The sequence below is a fragment of the Peribacillus deserti genome (assembly GCF_016909175.1).
GTDB classification, from domain to species: domain Bacteria; phylum Bacillota; class Bacilli; order Bacillales; family DSM-1321; genus Paraperibacillus; species Paraperibacillus deserti.
Genome location: NZ_JAFBFI010000005.1, coordinates 63,378 through 79,564, shown reverse-complemented (window position 1 = coordinate 79,564; position 16,187 = coordinate 63,378). Strand labels below are relative to the sequence as shown.

The 16,187-nt window shown below is 40.8% G+C and carries 16 protein-coding genes; 12 read left to right on the top strand and 4 right to left on the bottom strand.

The features are described 5' to 3' along the window. Positions 1-19 precede the first annotated feature (19 nt). Complete coding sequence (locus JOC77_RS07210) at positions 20-1,216, bottom strand: MFS transporter (protein WP_204540876.1); 1,197 nt, start codon at positions 1,214-1,216, stop codon at positions 20-22. 28 nt (positions 1,217-1,244) lie between these two features. After that, positions 1,245-1,682: a MarR family winged helix-turn-helix transcriptional regulator gene (locus JOC77_RS07205; RefSeq protein WP_204540874.1), complete on the bottom strand. Its 438-nt coding sequence runs from the start codon at positions 1,680-1,682 to the stop codon at positions 1,245-1,247. Between the two features lie 315 nt (positions 1,683-1,997). Here JOC77_RS07205 and JOC77_RS07200 point away from each other — a divergent pair, with 315 nt between their 5' ends. Further along, positions 1,998-2,951, top strand: a complete 954-nt coding sequence (locus tag JOC77_RS07200) for a TRM11 family SAM-dependent methyltransferase (protein WP_239558651.1) — start codon at positions 1,998-2,000, stop codon at positions 2,949-2,951. A 41-nt stretch (positions 2,952-2,992) separates the two neighbouring features. On the opposite strand, the gene JOC77_RS07195 is transcribed toward JOC77_RS07200, so the two are convergent. Then, on the bottom strand, positions 2,993-3,265 hold the full coding sequence (locus JOC77_RS07195; protein ID WP_204540868.1) for a hypothetical protein: 273 nt from the start codon (positions 3,263-3,265) through the stop codon (positions 2,993-2,995). A 108-nt stretch (positions 3,266-3,373) separates the two neighbouring features. Between JOC77_RS07195 and JOC77_RS07190 the strand changes: the two genes are divergently transcribed. The 11 genes from JOC77_RS07190 (at position 3,374) to JOC77_RS07140 (ending at position 14,978) form a co-directional block, all read left to right on the top strand. Beyond that, positions 3,374-4,720 carry an MFS transporter gene (locus JOC77_RS07190; RefSeq protein WP_204540865.1) on the top strand — a complete coding sequence of 449 codons (1,347 nt, stop codon included), beginning with the start codon at positions 3,374-3,376 and terminating at the stop codon, positions 4,718-4,720. A 728-nt stretch (positions 4,721-5,448) separates the two neighbouring features. Next, entirely contained in the window at positions 5,449-5,760 is a 312-nt protein-coding gene (locus JOC77_RS07185) for a PTS sugar transporter subunit IIB (protein ID WP_204540862.1), read from the top strand. Beyond that, positions 5,760-6,092, top strand: a complete 333-nt coding sequence (locus JOC77_RS07180; RefSeq protein ID WP_204540859.1) for a PTS sugar transporter subunit IIA — start codon at positions 5,760-5,762, stop codon at positions 6,090-6,092. The genes JOC77_RS07185 and JOC77_RS07180 overlap by 1 nt, the downstream gene beginning before the upstream one ends. 32 nt (positions 6,093-6,124) lie before the next feature. Continuing rightward, on the top strand, positions 6,125-7,420 hold the full coding sequence (celB, locus tag JOC77_RS07175; RefSeq protein ID WP_204540856.1) for a PTS cellobiose transporter subunit IIC: 1,296 nt from the start codon (positions 6,125-6,127) through the stop codon (positions 7,418-7,420). A gap of 118 nt (positions 7,421-7,538) precedes the next feature. Beyond that, a complete protein-coding gene (locus JOC77_RS07170) occupies positions 7,539-8,936 on the top strand; it encodes a glycoside hydrolase family 1 protein (RefSeq protein ID WP_204540853.1) in 1,398 nt (465 codons plus the stop codon). 120 nt (positions 8,937-9,056) lie between these two features. Beyond that, on the top strand, positions 9,057-9,770 hold the full coding sequence (locus JOC77_RS07165; RefSeq protein ID WP_204540850.1) for a GntR family transcriptional regulator: 714 nt from the start codon (positions 9,057-9,059) through the stop codon (positions 9,768-9,770). A gap of 14 nt (positions 9,771-9,784) precedes the next feature. Then, on the top strand, positions 9,785-10,657 hold the full coding sequence (locus tag JOC77_RS07160; protein WP_204540847.1) for an ROK family protein: 873 nt from the start codon (positions 9,785-9,787) through the stop codon (positions 10,655-10,657). A 15-nt stretch (positions 10,658-10,672) separates the two neighbouring features. Then, positions 10,673-11,620, top strand: a complete 948-nt coding sequence (gene manA / locus JOC77_RS07155) for a mannose-6-phosphate isomerase, class I (RefSeq protein WP_204541259.1) — start codon at positions 10,673-10,675, stop codon at positions 11,618-11,620. A 17-nt stretch (positions 11,621-11,637) separates the two neighbouring features. Further along, positions 11,638-12,177, top strand: a complete 540-nt coding sequence (locus JOC77_RS07150; RefSeq protein WP_338047195.1) for an SGNH/GDSL hydrolase family protein — start codon at positions 11,638-11,640, stop codon at positions 12,175-12,177. A 754-nt stretch (positions 12,178-12,931) separates the two neighbouring features. After that, positions 12,932-13,900, top strand: coding sequence for an acetylxylan esterase (locus JOC77_RS07145; RefSeq protein ID WP_204540845.1), 969 nt, complete (start codon positions 12,932-12,934; stop codon positions 13,898-13,900). Between the two features lie 70 nt (positions 13,901-13,970). After that, positions 13,971-14,978 (top strand): substrate-binding domain-containing protein, encoded by a 1,008-nt coding sequence (locus tag JOC77_RS07140; RefSeq protein ID WP_338047194.1) that lies wholly within the window; start codon positions 13,971-13,973, stop codon positions 14,976-14,978. A 265-nt stretch (positions 14,979-15,243) separates the two neighbouring features. Here JOC77_RS07140 and JOC77_RS07135 read toward each other — a convergent pair whose 3' ends face one another. After that, positions 15,244-16,173 (bottom strand): ROK family protein, encoded by a 930-nt coding sequence (locus JOC77_RS07135; protein ID WP_204540838.1) that lies wholly within the window; start codon positions 16,171-16,173, stop codon positions 15,244-15,246. Positions 16,174-16,187 lie beyond the last annotated feature (14 nt).

The window sequence follows — 16,187 nt, the reverse complement described above, 5'->3', positions numbered from 1 at the left end:
AGGAGCCTGATTACTGTCATTATATGCTGTGGTTTAACGGTTTGTTGATTCCTTTAGCAACGAAGCTGCTTGCCAGATAAATAATCCCGAGAAGGATGATTAAGATACTGGAATATCCGTATGTTGCATTATAGCCTATATGGTGTACAACATTTCCAAGTGTACCGGCTCCAATAGCCATCCCTAAGTCCATAAAGCTTAGGGACATGGCGTTAGCGGTTCCTTTTTTTTCAGGGGAAACGCGGCTGACAGCCCATGCCTGGAAGGTTGGCTGCATGACGCTATAGGCTACTCCGTAGAAAATGGCTGCAATGCAAAGCAGAGAGAAGCTGTGTGTAAACGTTAATATCAAGAGACCGATTATTCCGGAGATGCTGGCTGGGTAGATAAGGAATTTATGGCCCATCCGGTCGTATATTTTACCTGAAAGTGGACGTGTTAAAATCATCATGCCGGCAATAATAAGGAAGAATATCGACACTTTGCCTCCAAAATGATTGGCACTTCCAAGGCCGTCGATAAAGTTAACAATCCCCGAAAAGGTAATATAAAACAAACAAACCAGAATACAGGGAAGAAACGCCCGTTTATCAAAGGCATAATTTAATAGAGACCCTGATTTTACAGGTAGTACGGCTGGCGCTTTTTCTTTATTTATAATAAATAAGCTTCCTGCAATGGCAAAGACCATTAATCCGAATGTAAGAGCCAGGAGATTATTAAATGAAAAGGAATGCACCAATGTAAGAGCGACCATAGGTCCAAAAGTGGTCCCTAGGCTTGTTGCCATTCCAAAATATCCAATCCCTTCACCAATTTTATCATTTGGAATTAAATTAGTAGCGAGCGTTGCCAGAAGGGTAGTAATGATGCCAAATGAAATTCCTTGAAAGATCCTGAGGAGGATCAACACAGAAAAGGTTTCTTGGCCGAAGCTGATCGCGATGGTCGCCATCACGAAAATCATAGTGAAAATTAATGTTTTTTTAACATTCAATTTATGCATCAATATGCCGATGAAAGGCCGTGTGAAAATGGCGGCAAGCATAAAGGAAGTGGTCATAAGCCCGCCCTTTGAAGGATCCTCCGTTATGCCGGCAACAAACGCCGGAAAACCTCCCAGCAAAGCCTGCAGGCTGAGGAAAAATACAAAGGTTGTAATTATAATTAGCGTATACTGTAAAGTCCATAATTTTGTTGTGCCCTGTTGTTCCAAATGTAAATCCTTCTTTCTGCTCTTATGATTATTTAAGCTTTTTGATATTACTCTGAATTTGCTGAAGTGTATTCATAAATGTTTCAACTTGTTCAGATGACAAATTCAGCAGGATGTCGTCATACAAGCTTTCAATTAAAGGCATAGCTTCCTCCACAAGCTTTTTTCCCTGCTCTGTAATTTCAACAAAATAAGAACGCCGGTCGTCTGGATTTGGAAGACGGGCTGCAAGCCTGTGCTGTTCCAACAAATCCAGGATTTTAGTTAATGTGGCTTGATCTTTATCCGTGCGTTTTGATAAATCTTTTTGATTTATATGGCTCACAAAGGACAAATGCTTTAACACAGTCCATTGTTCGGCTGTTATACCAAACGGTTTAAGAGTGGTGTTCACTAATCCCCGTATCATCTTGCTGGTTGTTGAGGCTGTAAACCCAATATGATCCTTTAGCAATGTATGATTCATCTCCATTCGTCTACCTTAATGAGTATACTCTTCTTAATTGTTTGTGTAAATATAATTTGTATACAAACTAATTTAGGTTCGAAAGGTGATCTACTGATTCTGTACATTTCAAAATCCTGCATAAATTCTGGGAATACTGCAATAAATTAATAAATCCTGCAAAAAAATCAGAAATCCTGCATAAATTCCTAAAATCCTGCAAATGGGCTAGACACAGCCCAGCCTAATCTACTTAAATGGTAGTGAATGAGAGAAGGCTGTGATAAGCTAATTATTCCGCAGGAAAAATCGATACATTAAAGGATGGAAATTTCATTGACTAACGAGAAACAGAAACCGGCATTTATATATACATATGTGTGCAATGATGAGGAACGCTCTTTATGCCGATTAGAGATGCGTTCGTTTTTTGGGAAAGACGCTGCTTCAAACATTCTTACGAGTTCTATTAACATCGACCCAAGCAGAAGTCCATTTATGAAAGAGCGAATTGAAGTACTATATGAAGGAGACAGTGTGGACGATATTCTGGAGCAGGCTGAAAAGCTGGATATGGGCGATTCTACCTTTAAGGTACAATTCGCTAAAATATATGAATTGGCTCCTAATGAAAAAATCGGATATCAGGAGCGCTTGAAAATTGAAAGAGATATCGGGTGGAAGATAGCCGGGGAAGCTGATATGAAGAACCCGCACCAGCTGCTTTGCATTATGCCTCTTAAGGGAAAGTGGTATTTCGGTAAACTGAAAAAGAGTGAACCGATCTGGCTTCATCATTTAAAAAAGCCGCGGGAATACTCGACTGCGCTGAGCACCCGGGTAGCGAGGGCAGTAGCCAATATCGCCGTTCCTCATCCAGAAGGAATTAAAGCGATCGATCCGTGCTGCGGAATTGGCACTGTCCTCGTGGAAGCATTGTCCATGGGTATTGATATTGTGGGACGTGACATCAATTACTTAGTCACTGACGGTTCGCGGGAAAATATAGCCTACTTTGGGTTAAAAGGCGAGGTCACAACAGGGCCTATTTCAGAAGTAACCGAAAACTATGATGCTGCGATCATTGATATGCCATACAATTTATACACCCATGCTACTCCAGAGGACCAGCTTTCCATCCTAAATTCTGCCCGCCTGTTTGCCAAGAGATTGGTCGTCGTGACGATTGATACGATCGATCACATGGTAGAAGAAGCAGGTTTTCAAATCAAGGACCGCTGTGTAGCACGAAAAGGGGTATTTTCAAGACAGATATTGGTCTGTGAATAATATTAAAAAAGGAACTCTGCTAAACCGAGTTCCTTCTATTATCAAAACATAGTCAAAGCAGTATAGATACATGCAATAGAAACGACCCAAAATATAAATGGGTGAAGCAGTATATTTCCAAACCGTCCTGTCAGCCTGCTAAGGAACGTCCTTGGGGTCTTAAAAGTTATTGAAATCAAAAGCAGGGCAAGACACGCCACTTCTAGAACAGACATCCCGGGCAGGGAAGTAATCAATATTGGAGAAACGGTAACGATACATACGCCTGCTAATAGATTTATGGAGAAATTGTTTTGTTTTTGTGTTTCGTTCATTGCCACACTCCCTTTTACAAAATTCTACCATAATACAGAATGTCTTGGATGAAATATTTCTGTAATGCTGTTATTATAAGTTTTATCTTTTATGAAGGGGTTTAATAAATGAAAAGCAGAACTACTGTAATGATCAGTATTGTCCTGGCTATGCTGGTTGCATCCATTGATACAACGATTATGAATACAACCATGCCCATCATAGCTGAGGAGTTAGGAAGACTTGACCTCTATGCTTGGTCGTTTGCTTCTTATATGATCACAACTACTATACTTTCGCCTGTTGCCGGCCGTTTGTCGGACATGTTCGGCAGAAAACGGGTCTTTGGGTTTGGAATGATCCTGTTTTTAATTGGATCATTTCTTTGCGGATTGTCCGCAAATATGATTCAACTAGTAATCTTCAGGGCCGTTCAGGGTATTGGAGCAGGCTTTATGATGCCTTTCCCGGCCATCATTGCCGGCGACCTCTTTCCGATTGAAAAGAGGGGGAAGATTCAGGCACTGTTTACCGGCATGTGGGGGCTATCAGCTATTCTAGCGCCGATGCTGGGCGCATTTTTTGTACAATATATGAGCTGGAGATGGATCTTTTTTATCAACCTTCCAATCTGCATTATTGCCTTTGTAGCTCTATTGCCTTACCAGGAAAACTATAAGCCGAAACGAGCAACTGTCGACTATATTGGGGCCCTTCTCTTTGCTGCGGGGATTACCTTCCTGCTTCTTGTCACAGTGGTGGAAGATCATAGGGTCCTATACGGCATGCTTGGTTTAATATTAATCATAATCTTTTATTTATTCGAGAAAAAGCAGACGTCTCCCATCGTCCCGTTATCCATGTTTAACAATAAGACCATTTCATGGATTAACATAAATGCCTTTATCGGGACACTTGCGTTATTTGGGACCTCAAGCTTTATCCCCTTATTCTTGCAGGAAATAGCAGGTTTAAAAGTATTCATATCCGGAGTTGCCCTGCTTGGTTCAGCCATCGGCTGGATGGCAGCCGCGGTTCCAGCTGGAAAATGGATTCTTAAATATGGATACCGTAAATTATTAATTATCGGGAATAGCTTTTTAATTATTTCAGGATTATTGCTTTTGCTTTTAAATGAAAACCATGGCTTCGTATATGTGTTCTTTGTGATGATTGTTCAGGGGCTGGCCTTCGGGTTACTTTCAACGGTAGGGATGATAGGTTCGCAGCAATTAGTAGGAGGGCATGAAAAAGGCATCTCCACATCGTTCTTCATGTTCTGCCGGAATATGGGTACTGCCATAGGAGTCACCATTATGGGGGCATTATTAGCTGCCGGGTCTACCTCTATGGAAGGAATTCATCATTTATTTATATACGGCTTTATCGGCAGTATTGCAGCATTATTAACGTCATTCTTAATTAAAAATGAAAGTCCTGAATTGGGCAGGAAAGTGCCTGGGACTGTTAGTTAAATAGGAAGGTATAGCAGGGCTCCTTGATAAAAGGGAGCCCTGCTTTTTTTAATCTTCCGCTAGCTTGAACGATTGGATTTCCTTTTTGATCCTAATTGGGAGCCAGTAGGGTAAATTAGGTATGTAGTTTGGTCAATTTCTTACTATTCTTTGTTTAACTGCGTGGGTTTTTGCCTATTCTCATAAGTTTTTGGACAGGGTTGGAGTGTTTAGTTCCAATTGCCGTTGGGTGATCAGCTTTTATGCTTGAGTTATAAAGATTTATGCTTAATATCTGCAGCTTTTGCTTAGGTTGTTAGGATATATGCTTATGTTTAATCTACTTATGCTTATCCCAAAAAAATCTATGCTTAGCATATTGGATTTATGCTTAAGTAAGGAGCTGTATGCTTGTTTCCACAGCTTTATACTTATACCAAATATCAACGTATTAAAATGCCGATCTTCTTAGTTAATACAAGTATAACTATCCGGCTAAACCGTCGTTTAAAAGTCATACATGCATATTTGTAGACTAAAAGACTAGTGATCATCTATCCAAGTTTAAATCCAATTCTACAGCCTTTTTTTATACCTGATTGAAAGAGTTCTGAAAATTTGTTAGTTTTTTTGAATAAATGTCTAGACATTTAAGATTAAAAGAATATAATAATAAATGTAAGCGGTTTTTGTAAACGCTTTTAGTAGAAATATAAATTAACTAAAAACTATTAAGGAGTATGATTATAATGAAAAAAATTCTATTAGCTTGTAGTTCAGGTATGTCAACAAGTCTTTTGGTAACAAAGATGGAAGCGCATGCAGCATCCATCGGAGAGGAAGCTAAAATTTGGGCAGTAGGACAAGATCAGGCGAAAAAAGAAATGGCTGATGCAGATGTAGTATTAATCGGGCCGCAAATGAGCTTTTTGAAAGGCGAATTCCAAAAAGAAGCTGCTAAATACGGCATTAACGTGGATGTAATCGATATGATGGCTTATGGATTGGCAGATGGCAAAAAAGCTTATGAGCAGGCTTTGAAATTAATGGGGGATAAATAATGGAAAATATTGACTTGGATACATTGACCCCAGAACAAATCAACTTTATGCTAATTCTTCACAGCGGCAATGCGAGAAGTAAGATTATCCAGGCAATCCGCGAGTACCGTGAAGGAAATGTACAGGAAGCTGATTCTTTATTAGCACAATCAGAAGAAGACTTAAAAGTGGCTCATGAAATTCATTTCAAAATGGTCCAAAAGGAAGCTTCTGGTGAAAAAGTAGATTTTGCTTTACTTCTCATGCACGCAGAAGATCATCTAATGTCTACTTTAACAATGAAAGAACTTGTTAAAGAACTGCTTGAGTTATTTAAACAAAAGAATTTATAAGATTGCTAGACAGATAAAAGGGGGAAATTACATTGTTTGAAAAGCTGAGTCAATACCTCGTTCCTATAGCTGGGAAATTGAATAACAATCGTTACTTAGCTGTACTGCGTGACGCCTTTATGCTGGCGTTCCCGCTGACTATTTTCGGTTCCATTTTCGTTGTATTAACAAACCTTCCGTTTCTGGATAAGATCATGAGCGAGGAATCGCTTAATACGTTCAGGACGCTGTTTGGAAACGCTTCACCTGCAACAATGGGGATAATGAGTGTGTTCGTAGTATTCGGTATCGGATATTACCTATCAAAAAGCTATGATGTTGAAGCCGTATTCGGAGGTGCCATTGCACTTGTCTCCTTCCTACTGTTAACTCCATTTGTGCTTCAGCCGGAGAATGGAGAGGCCATACAGAATGTTATTCCGTTAGACCGCCTTGGTGCAAAAGGGATGTTCCTTGGAATGATCACAGCTTTTCTTTCTGCAGAGATCTATCGAAAAGTGGTTCAGAAAAACATTACCATTAAAATGCCTCCAGGTGTACCGCCAGCTGTGGCGAAGTCTTTTGCAGCATTAATTCCAGCACTTATTACACTGACTGTTTTCTTATTGATTAATGTTTTTGTGACAGCTGTATTTGATACAAATATGCATGATGTCATTTATAAAGCGATTCAGGCTCCGCTAGTTGGTCTTGGAAGCGGCATTATCCCAACATTGATTGCCGTATTCTTTATCCAGATTCTATGGTTCTTCGGTCTTCATGGCCAGATAATCATCAACTCTGTAATGGATCCAATCTGGAATACACTTCAGGTTGAAAACTTAAACGCTTACACAAACGGGGATCCGGTTCCTCACATTATATCTAAGCCGTTCATGGAAATCTATACAGTGGGTATGGGTGGAACGGGGATGACTTTAGCTGTTGTGTTTGCCATCCTACTATTCATGAAGAGCAGACAAATGAAGCAGGTTGCTAAGCTTGGCCTTGGACCTGGTATCTTCAATGTTAACGAACCGATTATCTTTGGTCTGCCAATCGTAATGAATCCATTGATCATTGTGCCTTGGATTCTGTCTCCAATGATCGTGACGCTCGTTTCTTACTTTGCAATGTCTTCAGGTATGGTTCCGCCGCCGACAGGTGTAACGGTACCATGGACTGTGCCTGTATTCATTAATGGTATGATGGCAACTAACTCCATCGCTGGAGGATTGCTGCAGCTTGTGAACATGGCCATTGTATTTGTCATCTGGTTCCCATTCCTGAAAGTAATCGACCGTGTGAATGTGAAAAAAGAACAGGACGAAATGAACAAAGCTTCCTAACATCGAAAAAATGCAATGGGCAGGCGGTTAATCGGAGAAAGCGCTGTAAATTTGCAGTACCGTATATCCCTGCTCTTCATTTTTTAGTCAGCTTACAGTCATGAAAGGGGAAATAAACATGTCTAATGAAATTCAATACCGCTTTCCAGATGGATTCTGGTGGGGTTCTGCAGCATCTGCTACACAAACGGAAGGTGCAGCTGATATAGATGGAAAAGGTAAAAACATTTGGGATCATTGGTATGAAGCAGAACCAAACCGCTTTTTTGAAGGAGTAGGACCGCAGGATACGTCCCAATTCTATTATAAGTATAAAGAAGATATTACATTGATGAAGGAAATTGGGCATAATTCATTCCGTATGTCGATTTCATGGTCACGCTTGATTCCAAACGGCATCGGTGAAGTGAATCCAAAGGCAGTTGAATTCTACAATAATGTTATTAACGAATTCATTGAGAACGGTGTAGAGCCTTTCGTTGGATTGTTCCATTTTGATATGCCGATGGAATTGCAAAATATAGGTGGCTGGGCGAACAGAGAAGTTGTTGATGCGTACGAAACATATGCAAGAACTTGCTTTGAATTGTTCGGGGACCGAGTGAAGAAATGGTTCACTCATAACGAGCCAATAGTACCGGTGGAAGGCGGATACCTGTATGACTTTCATTACCCTAATGAAGTTGACTTTGGGAAAGCAGTTCAAGTGGGCTATCATACGCTGCTTGCAAGTGCAAAAGCAATTAAAGGGTATAGAGAATCAGGCCAGGATGGCAAAATCGGTATTGTGCTTAACTTAACACCTTCTTACCCAAGAAGCCAGCATCCAGCTGATGTCAAAGCATCGATCTTGGCTGATGCGATTTTCAACAGATCATTCCTGGATCCTTCAGTAAAGGGTGAGTTTCCAGCGGAGCTGGTCCAAATCCTTAAAGAAGAAGGCTTTATGCCGGTAATCGTAGACGGGGATTTAGATATTATTAAAAATAATACCGTTGATATATTAGGAGTTAACTACTACCAGCCAAGACGTGTGAAAGCAAAAGAAAATATGCCAAACCCTGAAGCGCCATTTATGCCGGACCGTTATTTCGATAATTATGTCATGCCTGGCCGTAAGATGAATCCGCACCGCGGCTGGGAAATATACGAAAAAGGTATATATGACATCCTTACTAATCTCAGAGAAAACTATGGTAATATTGAGTGCTTTATTTCCGAGAATGGTATGGGTGTTGAAGGCGAGGAAAAATTCCGAGATGAAAATGGAATCATTCAAGATGACTATCGAATTGAATTCATTCAGGAACATCTAAAATGGGTTCATAAAGCCATTCAAGAAGGCTCAAGTGTGAAAGGCTATCATTTATGGACTTTCATGGATAACTGGTCTTGGTCAAATGCATATAAAAACCGTTATGGTTTCGTTTCTGTTAATCTTAATAAAGATGGCGAACGTACCATTAAGAAGAGCGGACAATGGATTAAGACTGTTTCTGAGAATAACGGGTTCTAAGTAGAAGATGGTCAGGACTGACCATCTTCTTTTTCAAAATAAAAAGGTAAGCGTTTTACAAATTATATCTAATATTCTATTATAATAAAATTGTATATACTCTTGTAGGGTGGTTCGGTTATGAACAAATATGAAATAATTTCAGTAGAAATGAGACGCAGAATAAAAGAAAATCATTATCCGCTTGATCAGCCCATACCTGACGAGATATCGCTTTCTAAAGAATTTAACTGCAGCCGGATGACCATGAAACGTGCACTCGATATACTAGTCATGGAAGGTCTTCTGTTCAGAAAAAGAGGGCATGGAACCTTTATTGTTAAATCTGCTATCCAGGATAGCCGCATTAACGTTGTGAGCAATGAGGTGCTCGGGTTTTCAAAGCTCATCAATAACGATAAAATTACCAGTAAGGTTATTAAATTCGAAGTTCACTTTCCATCAGAGGAAGTAGCGGCCCATCTAGCTATCGATATCAAAACGCCGGTATATTTTATTATCCGCCTGCGGATGGTTGACGGCGAGCCGTATGTTTTGGAAAAAACGTACATGCCGACTACGCTCATTCCAGGAATTAATGATGAAATTCTCCATGGATCGGTTTACGACTATATCATGAATACACTTGATCTTACCATCGCTGGATCTCACCGAAAGGTAAGGGCCTGCAAATCAGACACGCTTGATCAGGAACATCTTGTCTGTCAGTCTGATGATCCAATTCTTGAAGTAGAACATGTAGGATTTTTAAATAACGGTGTTCCATTTGAATATTCATTCTCGCGCCACCGTTATGATAAATTTGAAGTAACAACCGTAAATTTAAGGGGATAAGTGGGGGAAGAGAGATGTTAGGTGCTATTGAAGCAGGAGGAACAAAATTTGTGTGTGCAGTTGGAGACGGATCCGGCCAAATTCTCGAGCAAATTACGATTCCAACAACAGTACCTGAGGAAACGATGACTGCGGTTATTGATTTCTTTGGCCAGTACGAAATAGAAGCAATTGGAATCGGATCATTCGGCCCCATCGATGTGGATACAGAAAGTGCGACTTACGGCTATATTACCTCAACTCCTAAAACAGCCTGGAAGAACTATCCTCTTGTACAGGCGATAAAGGAGGCTTTTCCAGTGCCAGTTGGATTTAATACGGATGTGAATGCCGCTGCATTGGGTGAAGCTGCCTTCGGTGCTGCAAAAGGTCTGGACAGCTGTTTATACATCACTGTAGGTACAGGAATTGGAGCAGGGGCTGTCGTTCAGGGTAAATTGGTTCAGGGATTCTCCCATCCGGAAATGGGACATATCTTAGTCCGGCGCCACCCAGAGGATTCTTACAGTGGCAAGTGCCCATATCATAAAGATTGCCTGGAAGGTCTGGCAGCAGGTCCTGCCATTGAAGAAAGATGGGGCGAAAAAGGGTTCAACCTAGTGGATCGTCCTGAAGTGTGGGCTATGGAAGGCTATTATATAGCACAAGCGCTGATGCAGTATATATTGATTCTATCACCGAAAAAAATCATTCTTGGCGGCGGGGTTATGAATCAAAAACAAATCTTTGCATCTATTAATAAGTATTTAGTAGAGTTAGTAAATGGGTATGTTAACTTGCCGGAGCTTTCCGATTATATCGTCAGCCCTGGTTTAGGAGATCGTGCCGGGATTACAGGATCCCTTATGCTTGCAAGCCTTGCCTTGCAGGAATCTGATCATCAATAAGCACATGGAGGGTTTATTTTGCAGCCATTACTATTAAAACCGGTATTTAAGGAAAGAATCTGGGGCGGAACCGCCTTAAAAGACGAATTCGGATATGAAATTCCGAATGAGAAAACAGGCGAGTGCTGGGCGATATCTGCACATCCAAACGGTCCGTCAGTAATTGAAAACGGTCCATATGCCGGAATTACATTGGACAAGCTTTGGAAAGAACATCCTGAGCTGTTTGGCAATCCAACTGAAGAAGTTTTCCCGCTTTTAACAAAAATATTAGACGCAAACATGGATTTATCTGTACAGGTACATCCAGATGATACGTATGCAAAGGTGCATGAAAATGGAGAGCTTGGCAAAACAGAATGCTGGTATATTATTGACTGCAAAGAAGACGCAGACATGATATTCGGCCATAATGCCGGCTCAAAGGAAGAATTCATCCAGCAAGTGAATGAAGGCAATTGGAATGAACTGCTCCGGAGAGTAAAAATCATGCCGGGAGATTTCTTCTATGTACCAAGCGGAACGATCCATGCATTATGTGAAGGAACACTGGTATTAGAAACCCAGCAAAGCTCAGATACAACATACCGGGTTTACGATTATGACCGGAGAGATGACAAAGGAGAACTGCGGGACCTTCACCTTGAAAAGGCCATCGAAGTGACCACGATTCCGCACCGGGATGCCGAAAGCACTCCTTCCGTCGTACAGCAGGAAAATGTAGATGTTACGACGTTTGTTCAATCAGAATTCTTCTCCGTATATAAATGGGAGGTAAGCGGGAAGGCGGCTTTTTCCTTTAATGAGAAATACCTGCTTTTAAGTGTCATCCATGGGGAAGGAACACTTACTCATCAAGATGAAAACTACGCATTGGAAAAAGGAACTCACCTGATTGTCCCAGTGGGAATAGGGGAGTTTCATATAGAAGGAAATTGCCAATTAATAGTTTCCCATGCATAAGGCAGGAGGACAGCCTGATGAAGAAAAATGAGAAGCTTTTATTCATAGGCGACAGCATCACAGAGTCTGGAAGATATGAGGATAGCGAAGAAATTGGCTATGGATACGTCCGGTTAATCCGTGATTTCCTACAGATTACATTTCCTGATCAAAGTCCTATAGTCATAAATCACGGAATAAGCGGCAATCACATTACCGATTTAGTTTCAAGATGGGATCGTGATGTGATTTCTGTGAACCCGGATTATGTTTCCATTTCTATCGGCATCAATGATGTGTGGCGGCGCCTCGGCCATTCAGAGAAAGAACTCGTCTATCCGGACATGTATGAAGAAATCTACCGCAGCCTGATAGAAGAAGTTCAAAGCAAAACAAAAGCAGGGATCATTTTAGCGGAACCTACCATACATGGCGAAGATATCCATTCCAAAGGTAACAAGATGCTGCTGCCCTACGTAGAAGCAGTTCGAAAGCTGGGAGCTGAATATAAAGCCATATTGGTGCCTGCCCACCAAGCTTTCATGGAATACCTGAACCAAAGACGGCAGAGAAGCTGACCACAGATGGCGTTCATATGAACTCAGCGGGGAATATGTTAATGGCTAAAACCTGGATTGAGGCTTTTCTTTCGACTATAAAAGAATAATAGATTAGAAAATGCAGGCTACGGGGCCTGCATTTTTGTGTGCAGGGGATGACTGTGATAATTTCAGCGATTTTCTATTTGGAGGGAGCGGCTTAATTAGTCTGGTTAGCGACATGAATTAGCTAGCGGTACGGCGCAATCCTTGGAGGTTATGGCTTAATAAATTGATAAAACAGCTTAATTAGCTTTAATACAATTCTTATGATAGGTCAGCCATTGGTGGTTTTATAGAATCCTGCATAAATTAAATTTTTCCTGCAAATATTTTTATAATCCTGCCAAAAAGTTCAAAAATCCTGCATAAATTAAAATAATCCTGCAAATCTAATAAATGCGATGAAACGCGGTAACACAAACATTCCTTGAACACAGTAGAACCATAGAACATAGCAAAATCTTAACCTCGCAGGACCATAGAATAACAGTAGAAACCCAGAAGTCGGCGGAAACATAGAATAATAGTAGAACCCCAGAATTGAGTGGGATCTTTAGAATTGCAGTAAAACCTCATGTATGCTCGAACTGCATATCTTCCTAGTTATAATAAAACCCTTCTAAACGTCATCCCGTACCATTGACCCCAAAAAGCATTAAGTATATAATAGGTTATCGGTAAAGTAAAAAATGATAACGTATACATATTTAGCTTTTTGAGGGGGATTTACATGAAGTTTGATATGCCGTTGGATCAATTAAAGGAGTACATGGGCACTAATCCGAAACCTATAGATTTTGATCAGTTTTGGGATAGAGGTTTAAGAGATTTAGAGAATCAATCTATGGTATATGAGCTGGTTCCTTCTGAGTTCAAGAGTGGAATTGCAGATTGTTTCCATCTTTATTTTACTGGTGTGGGCGGGGCGAGAATCCACTGTCAGCTGGTGAAGCCTAAAAATCAAGAAGATAAAGGGCCGGGACTGATTTGGTTTCATGGATACCATGTCTCGAGCGGAGATTGGGTAGATAAACTTGGGTACGCAGCTGAAGGGTTTACAATCTTAGCAATGGACTGCCGCGGACAGGGCGGTCTGTCAGAAGATCACACACAGGCTAGAGGCACGACATTAAAAGGGCATATTATCCGGGGGATTGAGGAGGATAATCCTGAAAAGCTTTATTATCGGAATGTCTTTTTAGATACAGTTCAAGCGGCTAGGATCCTATTTTCAATGGAAAATGTGGATGAGGAGAGAGTTGGGGTTCAGGGTGCCTCTCAAGGCGGGGCGCTGGCTGTTGTGTGTTCTGCTCTAGAACCCAGAATCAAGAAAACCGCAGCTGTTTACCCGTTTTTATCGGATTACAGACGTGCATGGGATTTGGATATCGGTAATTCGGCATATGAAGAGATCCACTACTATTTTAAGTTTATTGATCCCACTCATAAACGAGAAGCAGAGCTGTTTAATAAACTTGGCTATATTGACATTCAGCATCTGGCCGGCCGAATTAAATCAGAGGTTTTATGGGCAGTAGGGATGGAGGATAATATTTGTCCGCCTTCTACTCAGTTTGCGGCTTACAATAAGATTACATCACCGAAGCAGCTTGCTGTGTTTTATGAGTATGGACACGAGCATCTGCGGACCTTTGGCGACCGGGTTCACTCCTTTTTCTTTGAACTTATGAATACCTAAAAGGTTATTGCAAAATAACGTTAAGTCAGAGATAATGTTTGGTGAAGGTATAGGAATCGGAGGAATTACTGTGAAAAGCAATGTTACGATGCGTGACATCGCAGATAAATTAGGTGTGAGCAGTGTGACTGTTTCGAAGGCACTTAATGATAAAGAAGGAGTAAGCGGCGAATTAAAAGAAAAAATTAAGATAGTAGCTGCTGATATGGGCTACCGTTTCAATACCCATGCCAGATCAATGAAAGAAGGACTTTCGTATAACTTGGGAATTGTGATACCAGAACGGTTTACTGGCTCTACTCAGGCTTTTTATCTTCAATTCTATCAGCTGCTTTCCAAAGTGTTGGACAGTTTTCATTATTCGGGCATTCTGCACATTTTAAGCCAGGAAGATGAAGATCAGCTGGTTCTGCCGCGGATTTATAACGAGAAAAAGGTGGATGGATTTATAATCCTTGGCCAGATCGGGAAGGATTATGTTAATGAAATCCAGAAAATTGAGAGTCCTGTTATTTTCTTGGATTTTTATACAGACCAAAACGAGATTGATTCGGTTCTTTCTGATAATTTCTACGGGGTATATGAAGTTACGAATTATTTAATCCGTAATGGACATCGAAAAATCGCCTTTGTTGGAAATGTGCATGCAACGAGCAGTATTCAGGACAGGTTTCTAGGCTATTATAAATCATTACTTGAGCACCGGATTGACTTGAACAATGAATATGTGATCAAAGACCGGGATGATCTGGGTAAGTACATAGACCTTGATGTTCCGGAGGATATGCCGACTGCCTTTGTGTGCAACAATGATGAAGTAGCATATAACCTGATTAATACGCTTCAAAAAAATGGGATCAATGTTCCTGGAGATTGTTCTGTTGTCGGATTTGATAATTCCATTTTTTCTACCTTAACAGATCCTGCTTTAACAACGGTCGAAGTTGATATGGAAGAAATGTCAAAGGTGGCAGTGAAGTTTATAATGGAGAAATTGAATAATCCGCAAAAGAAATACGGAAGAACGTTTATCAAAGGGAATATTGTGTACAGGGATTCTGTAAAACCGATAAAATAAAGCAGCAGCTTCTGCCTTATTTTATTGCATAAAAATAGCTGCCTGCTTATGCCGGCAGCCTCGTAACAAGGCAGCATTCCTGTCTTGTTTTATTTTTTGGCTATGTTAAAGTTCTTGTTAATTATGATACTGTGTTGATTAGAACGGATACGCTAGACTGTTTCTAGCTGGTCAAGGGAGGACCCCGCAGGCGTAAAATTTCGGGAATCCCTGGCCGCAGTGCCCGCAGCGGAAAACAACAGGCAATTTTAACAGTGCTTATTTATTAGATATTAGGAACATAGCTGGTTTCCTGGCACTGCAGGAAATGATACAGGGCTCCAAGGAGATTCGCATCATTTTTATATTGGCAGGTTTCAATAACCGGGCGCACTTTTGCAATTTTTATCGAGCCTATTATGAGATCCAGCTTTTTATAAATTTCATCAATTAAATCTTCACGGCTGCTGATGGCACCGCCAAGAATAATTTTTTCTGGATCATATACATATTGGATATTGTAAATCCCCTGGGCTAATGATAAATAAAACTCATCAATGGCTTTTCTGCAATCTTCGTCCCCAGCTTCAGCTGCCTCAAAAATCTTCTGGCCGTTTAATTCATGTGCCTGTAACCCCTTAATTTTAGCGACTTTCTTGACAAGGGAGCCAGTTGCAGCTAATTCGCTCCAAGTTTTAAAAGTATATTCACCATTTTCATCAATCACATTCAAGACCATATAACCGATTTCTCCGCCGTGCAGGTTTGCACCTTTATGGATTTTGCGGTCTTTGATTACAGCGCCGCCGATTCCAGTACCGATCACGGTAAACATTACATTCTGGTTTTCGCTGGCTGCCCCTTTCCAAACCTCTCCCAATGCAGCGCAATTGGCATCGTTTTCAATTTCTACAGGCAGACCCGCTGCGAAACCGAAAATTTCTTTGAAATTAGGTCCGTGGATGCAGGGAAGGGCGCTTGCTCCGCCGATTATCCCGGTATCGCTGTCAACTCCACCAGGGCAGCTGAACGCTATGCCCTCTATATTAAAGAGTTCCTTATTTTTCAGTGTGACTTCTATAATATCTGTCTGAAATTGTTCAAAGTCATTCTGAGCTGAAGGGTAATCTCCCTTAAATAGAAAATCGCCATTTTCATTAATAACTGCATATTTAACCTTACTGCCCCCAACATCATATACCATATAATTTTTCATAAGCAGCCTCCTTG

Bases quoted from the DNA above. Each gene is read 5' to 3' on its own strand.
- JOC77_RS07205 (WP_204540874.1), bottom strand. From the start codon at position 1,682: ATGAATCATACATTGCTAAAGGATCATATTGGGTTTACAGCCTCAACA.
- JOC77_RS07195 (WP_204540868.1), bottom strand. From the start codon at position 3,265: ATGAACGAAACACAAAAACAAAACAATTTCTCCATAAATCTATTAGCA.
- JOC77_RS07190 (WP_204540865.1), top strand. From the start codon at position 3,374: ATGAAAAGCAGAACTACTGTAATGATCAGTATTGTCCTGGCTATGCTG.
- JOC77_RS07185 (WP_204540862.1), top strand. From the start codon at position 5,449: ATGAAAAAAATTCTATTAGCTTGTAGTTCAGGTATGTCAACAAGTCTT.
- JOC77_RS07180 (WP_204540859.1), top strand. From the start codon at position 5,760: ATGGAAAATATTGACTTGGATACATTGACCCCAGAACAAATCAACTTT.
- JOC77_RS07170 (WP_204540853.1), top strand. From the start codon at position 7,539: ATGTCTAATGAAATTCAATACCGCTTTCCAGATGGATTCTGGTGGGGT.
- JOC77_RS07165 (WP_204540850.1), top strand. From the start codon at position 9,057: ATGAACAAATATGAAATAATTTCAGTAGAAATGAGACGCAGAATAAAA.
- JOC77_RS07160 (WP_204540847.1), top strand. From the start codon at position 9,785: ATGTTAGGTGCTATTGAAGCAGGAGGAACAAAATTTGTGTGTGCAGTT.
- JOC77_RS07150 (WP_338047195.1), top strand. From the start codon at position 11,638: ATGAAGAAAAATGAGAAGCTTTTATTCATAGGCGACAGCATCACAGAG.
- JOC77_RS07145 (WP_204540845.1), top strand. From the start codon at position 12,932: ATGAAGTTTGATATGCCGTTGGATCAATTAAAGGAGTACATGGGCACT.
- JOC77_RS07135 (WP_204540838.1), bottom strand. From the start codon at position 16,173: ATGAAAAATTATATGGTATATGATGTTGGGGGCAGTAAGGTTAAATAT.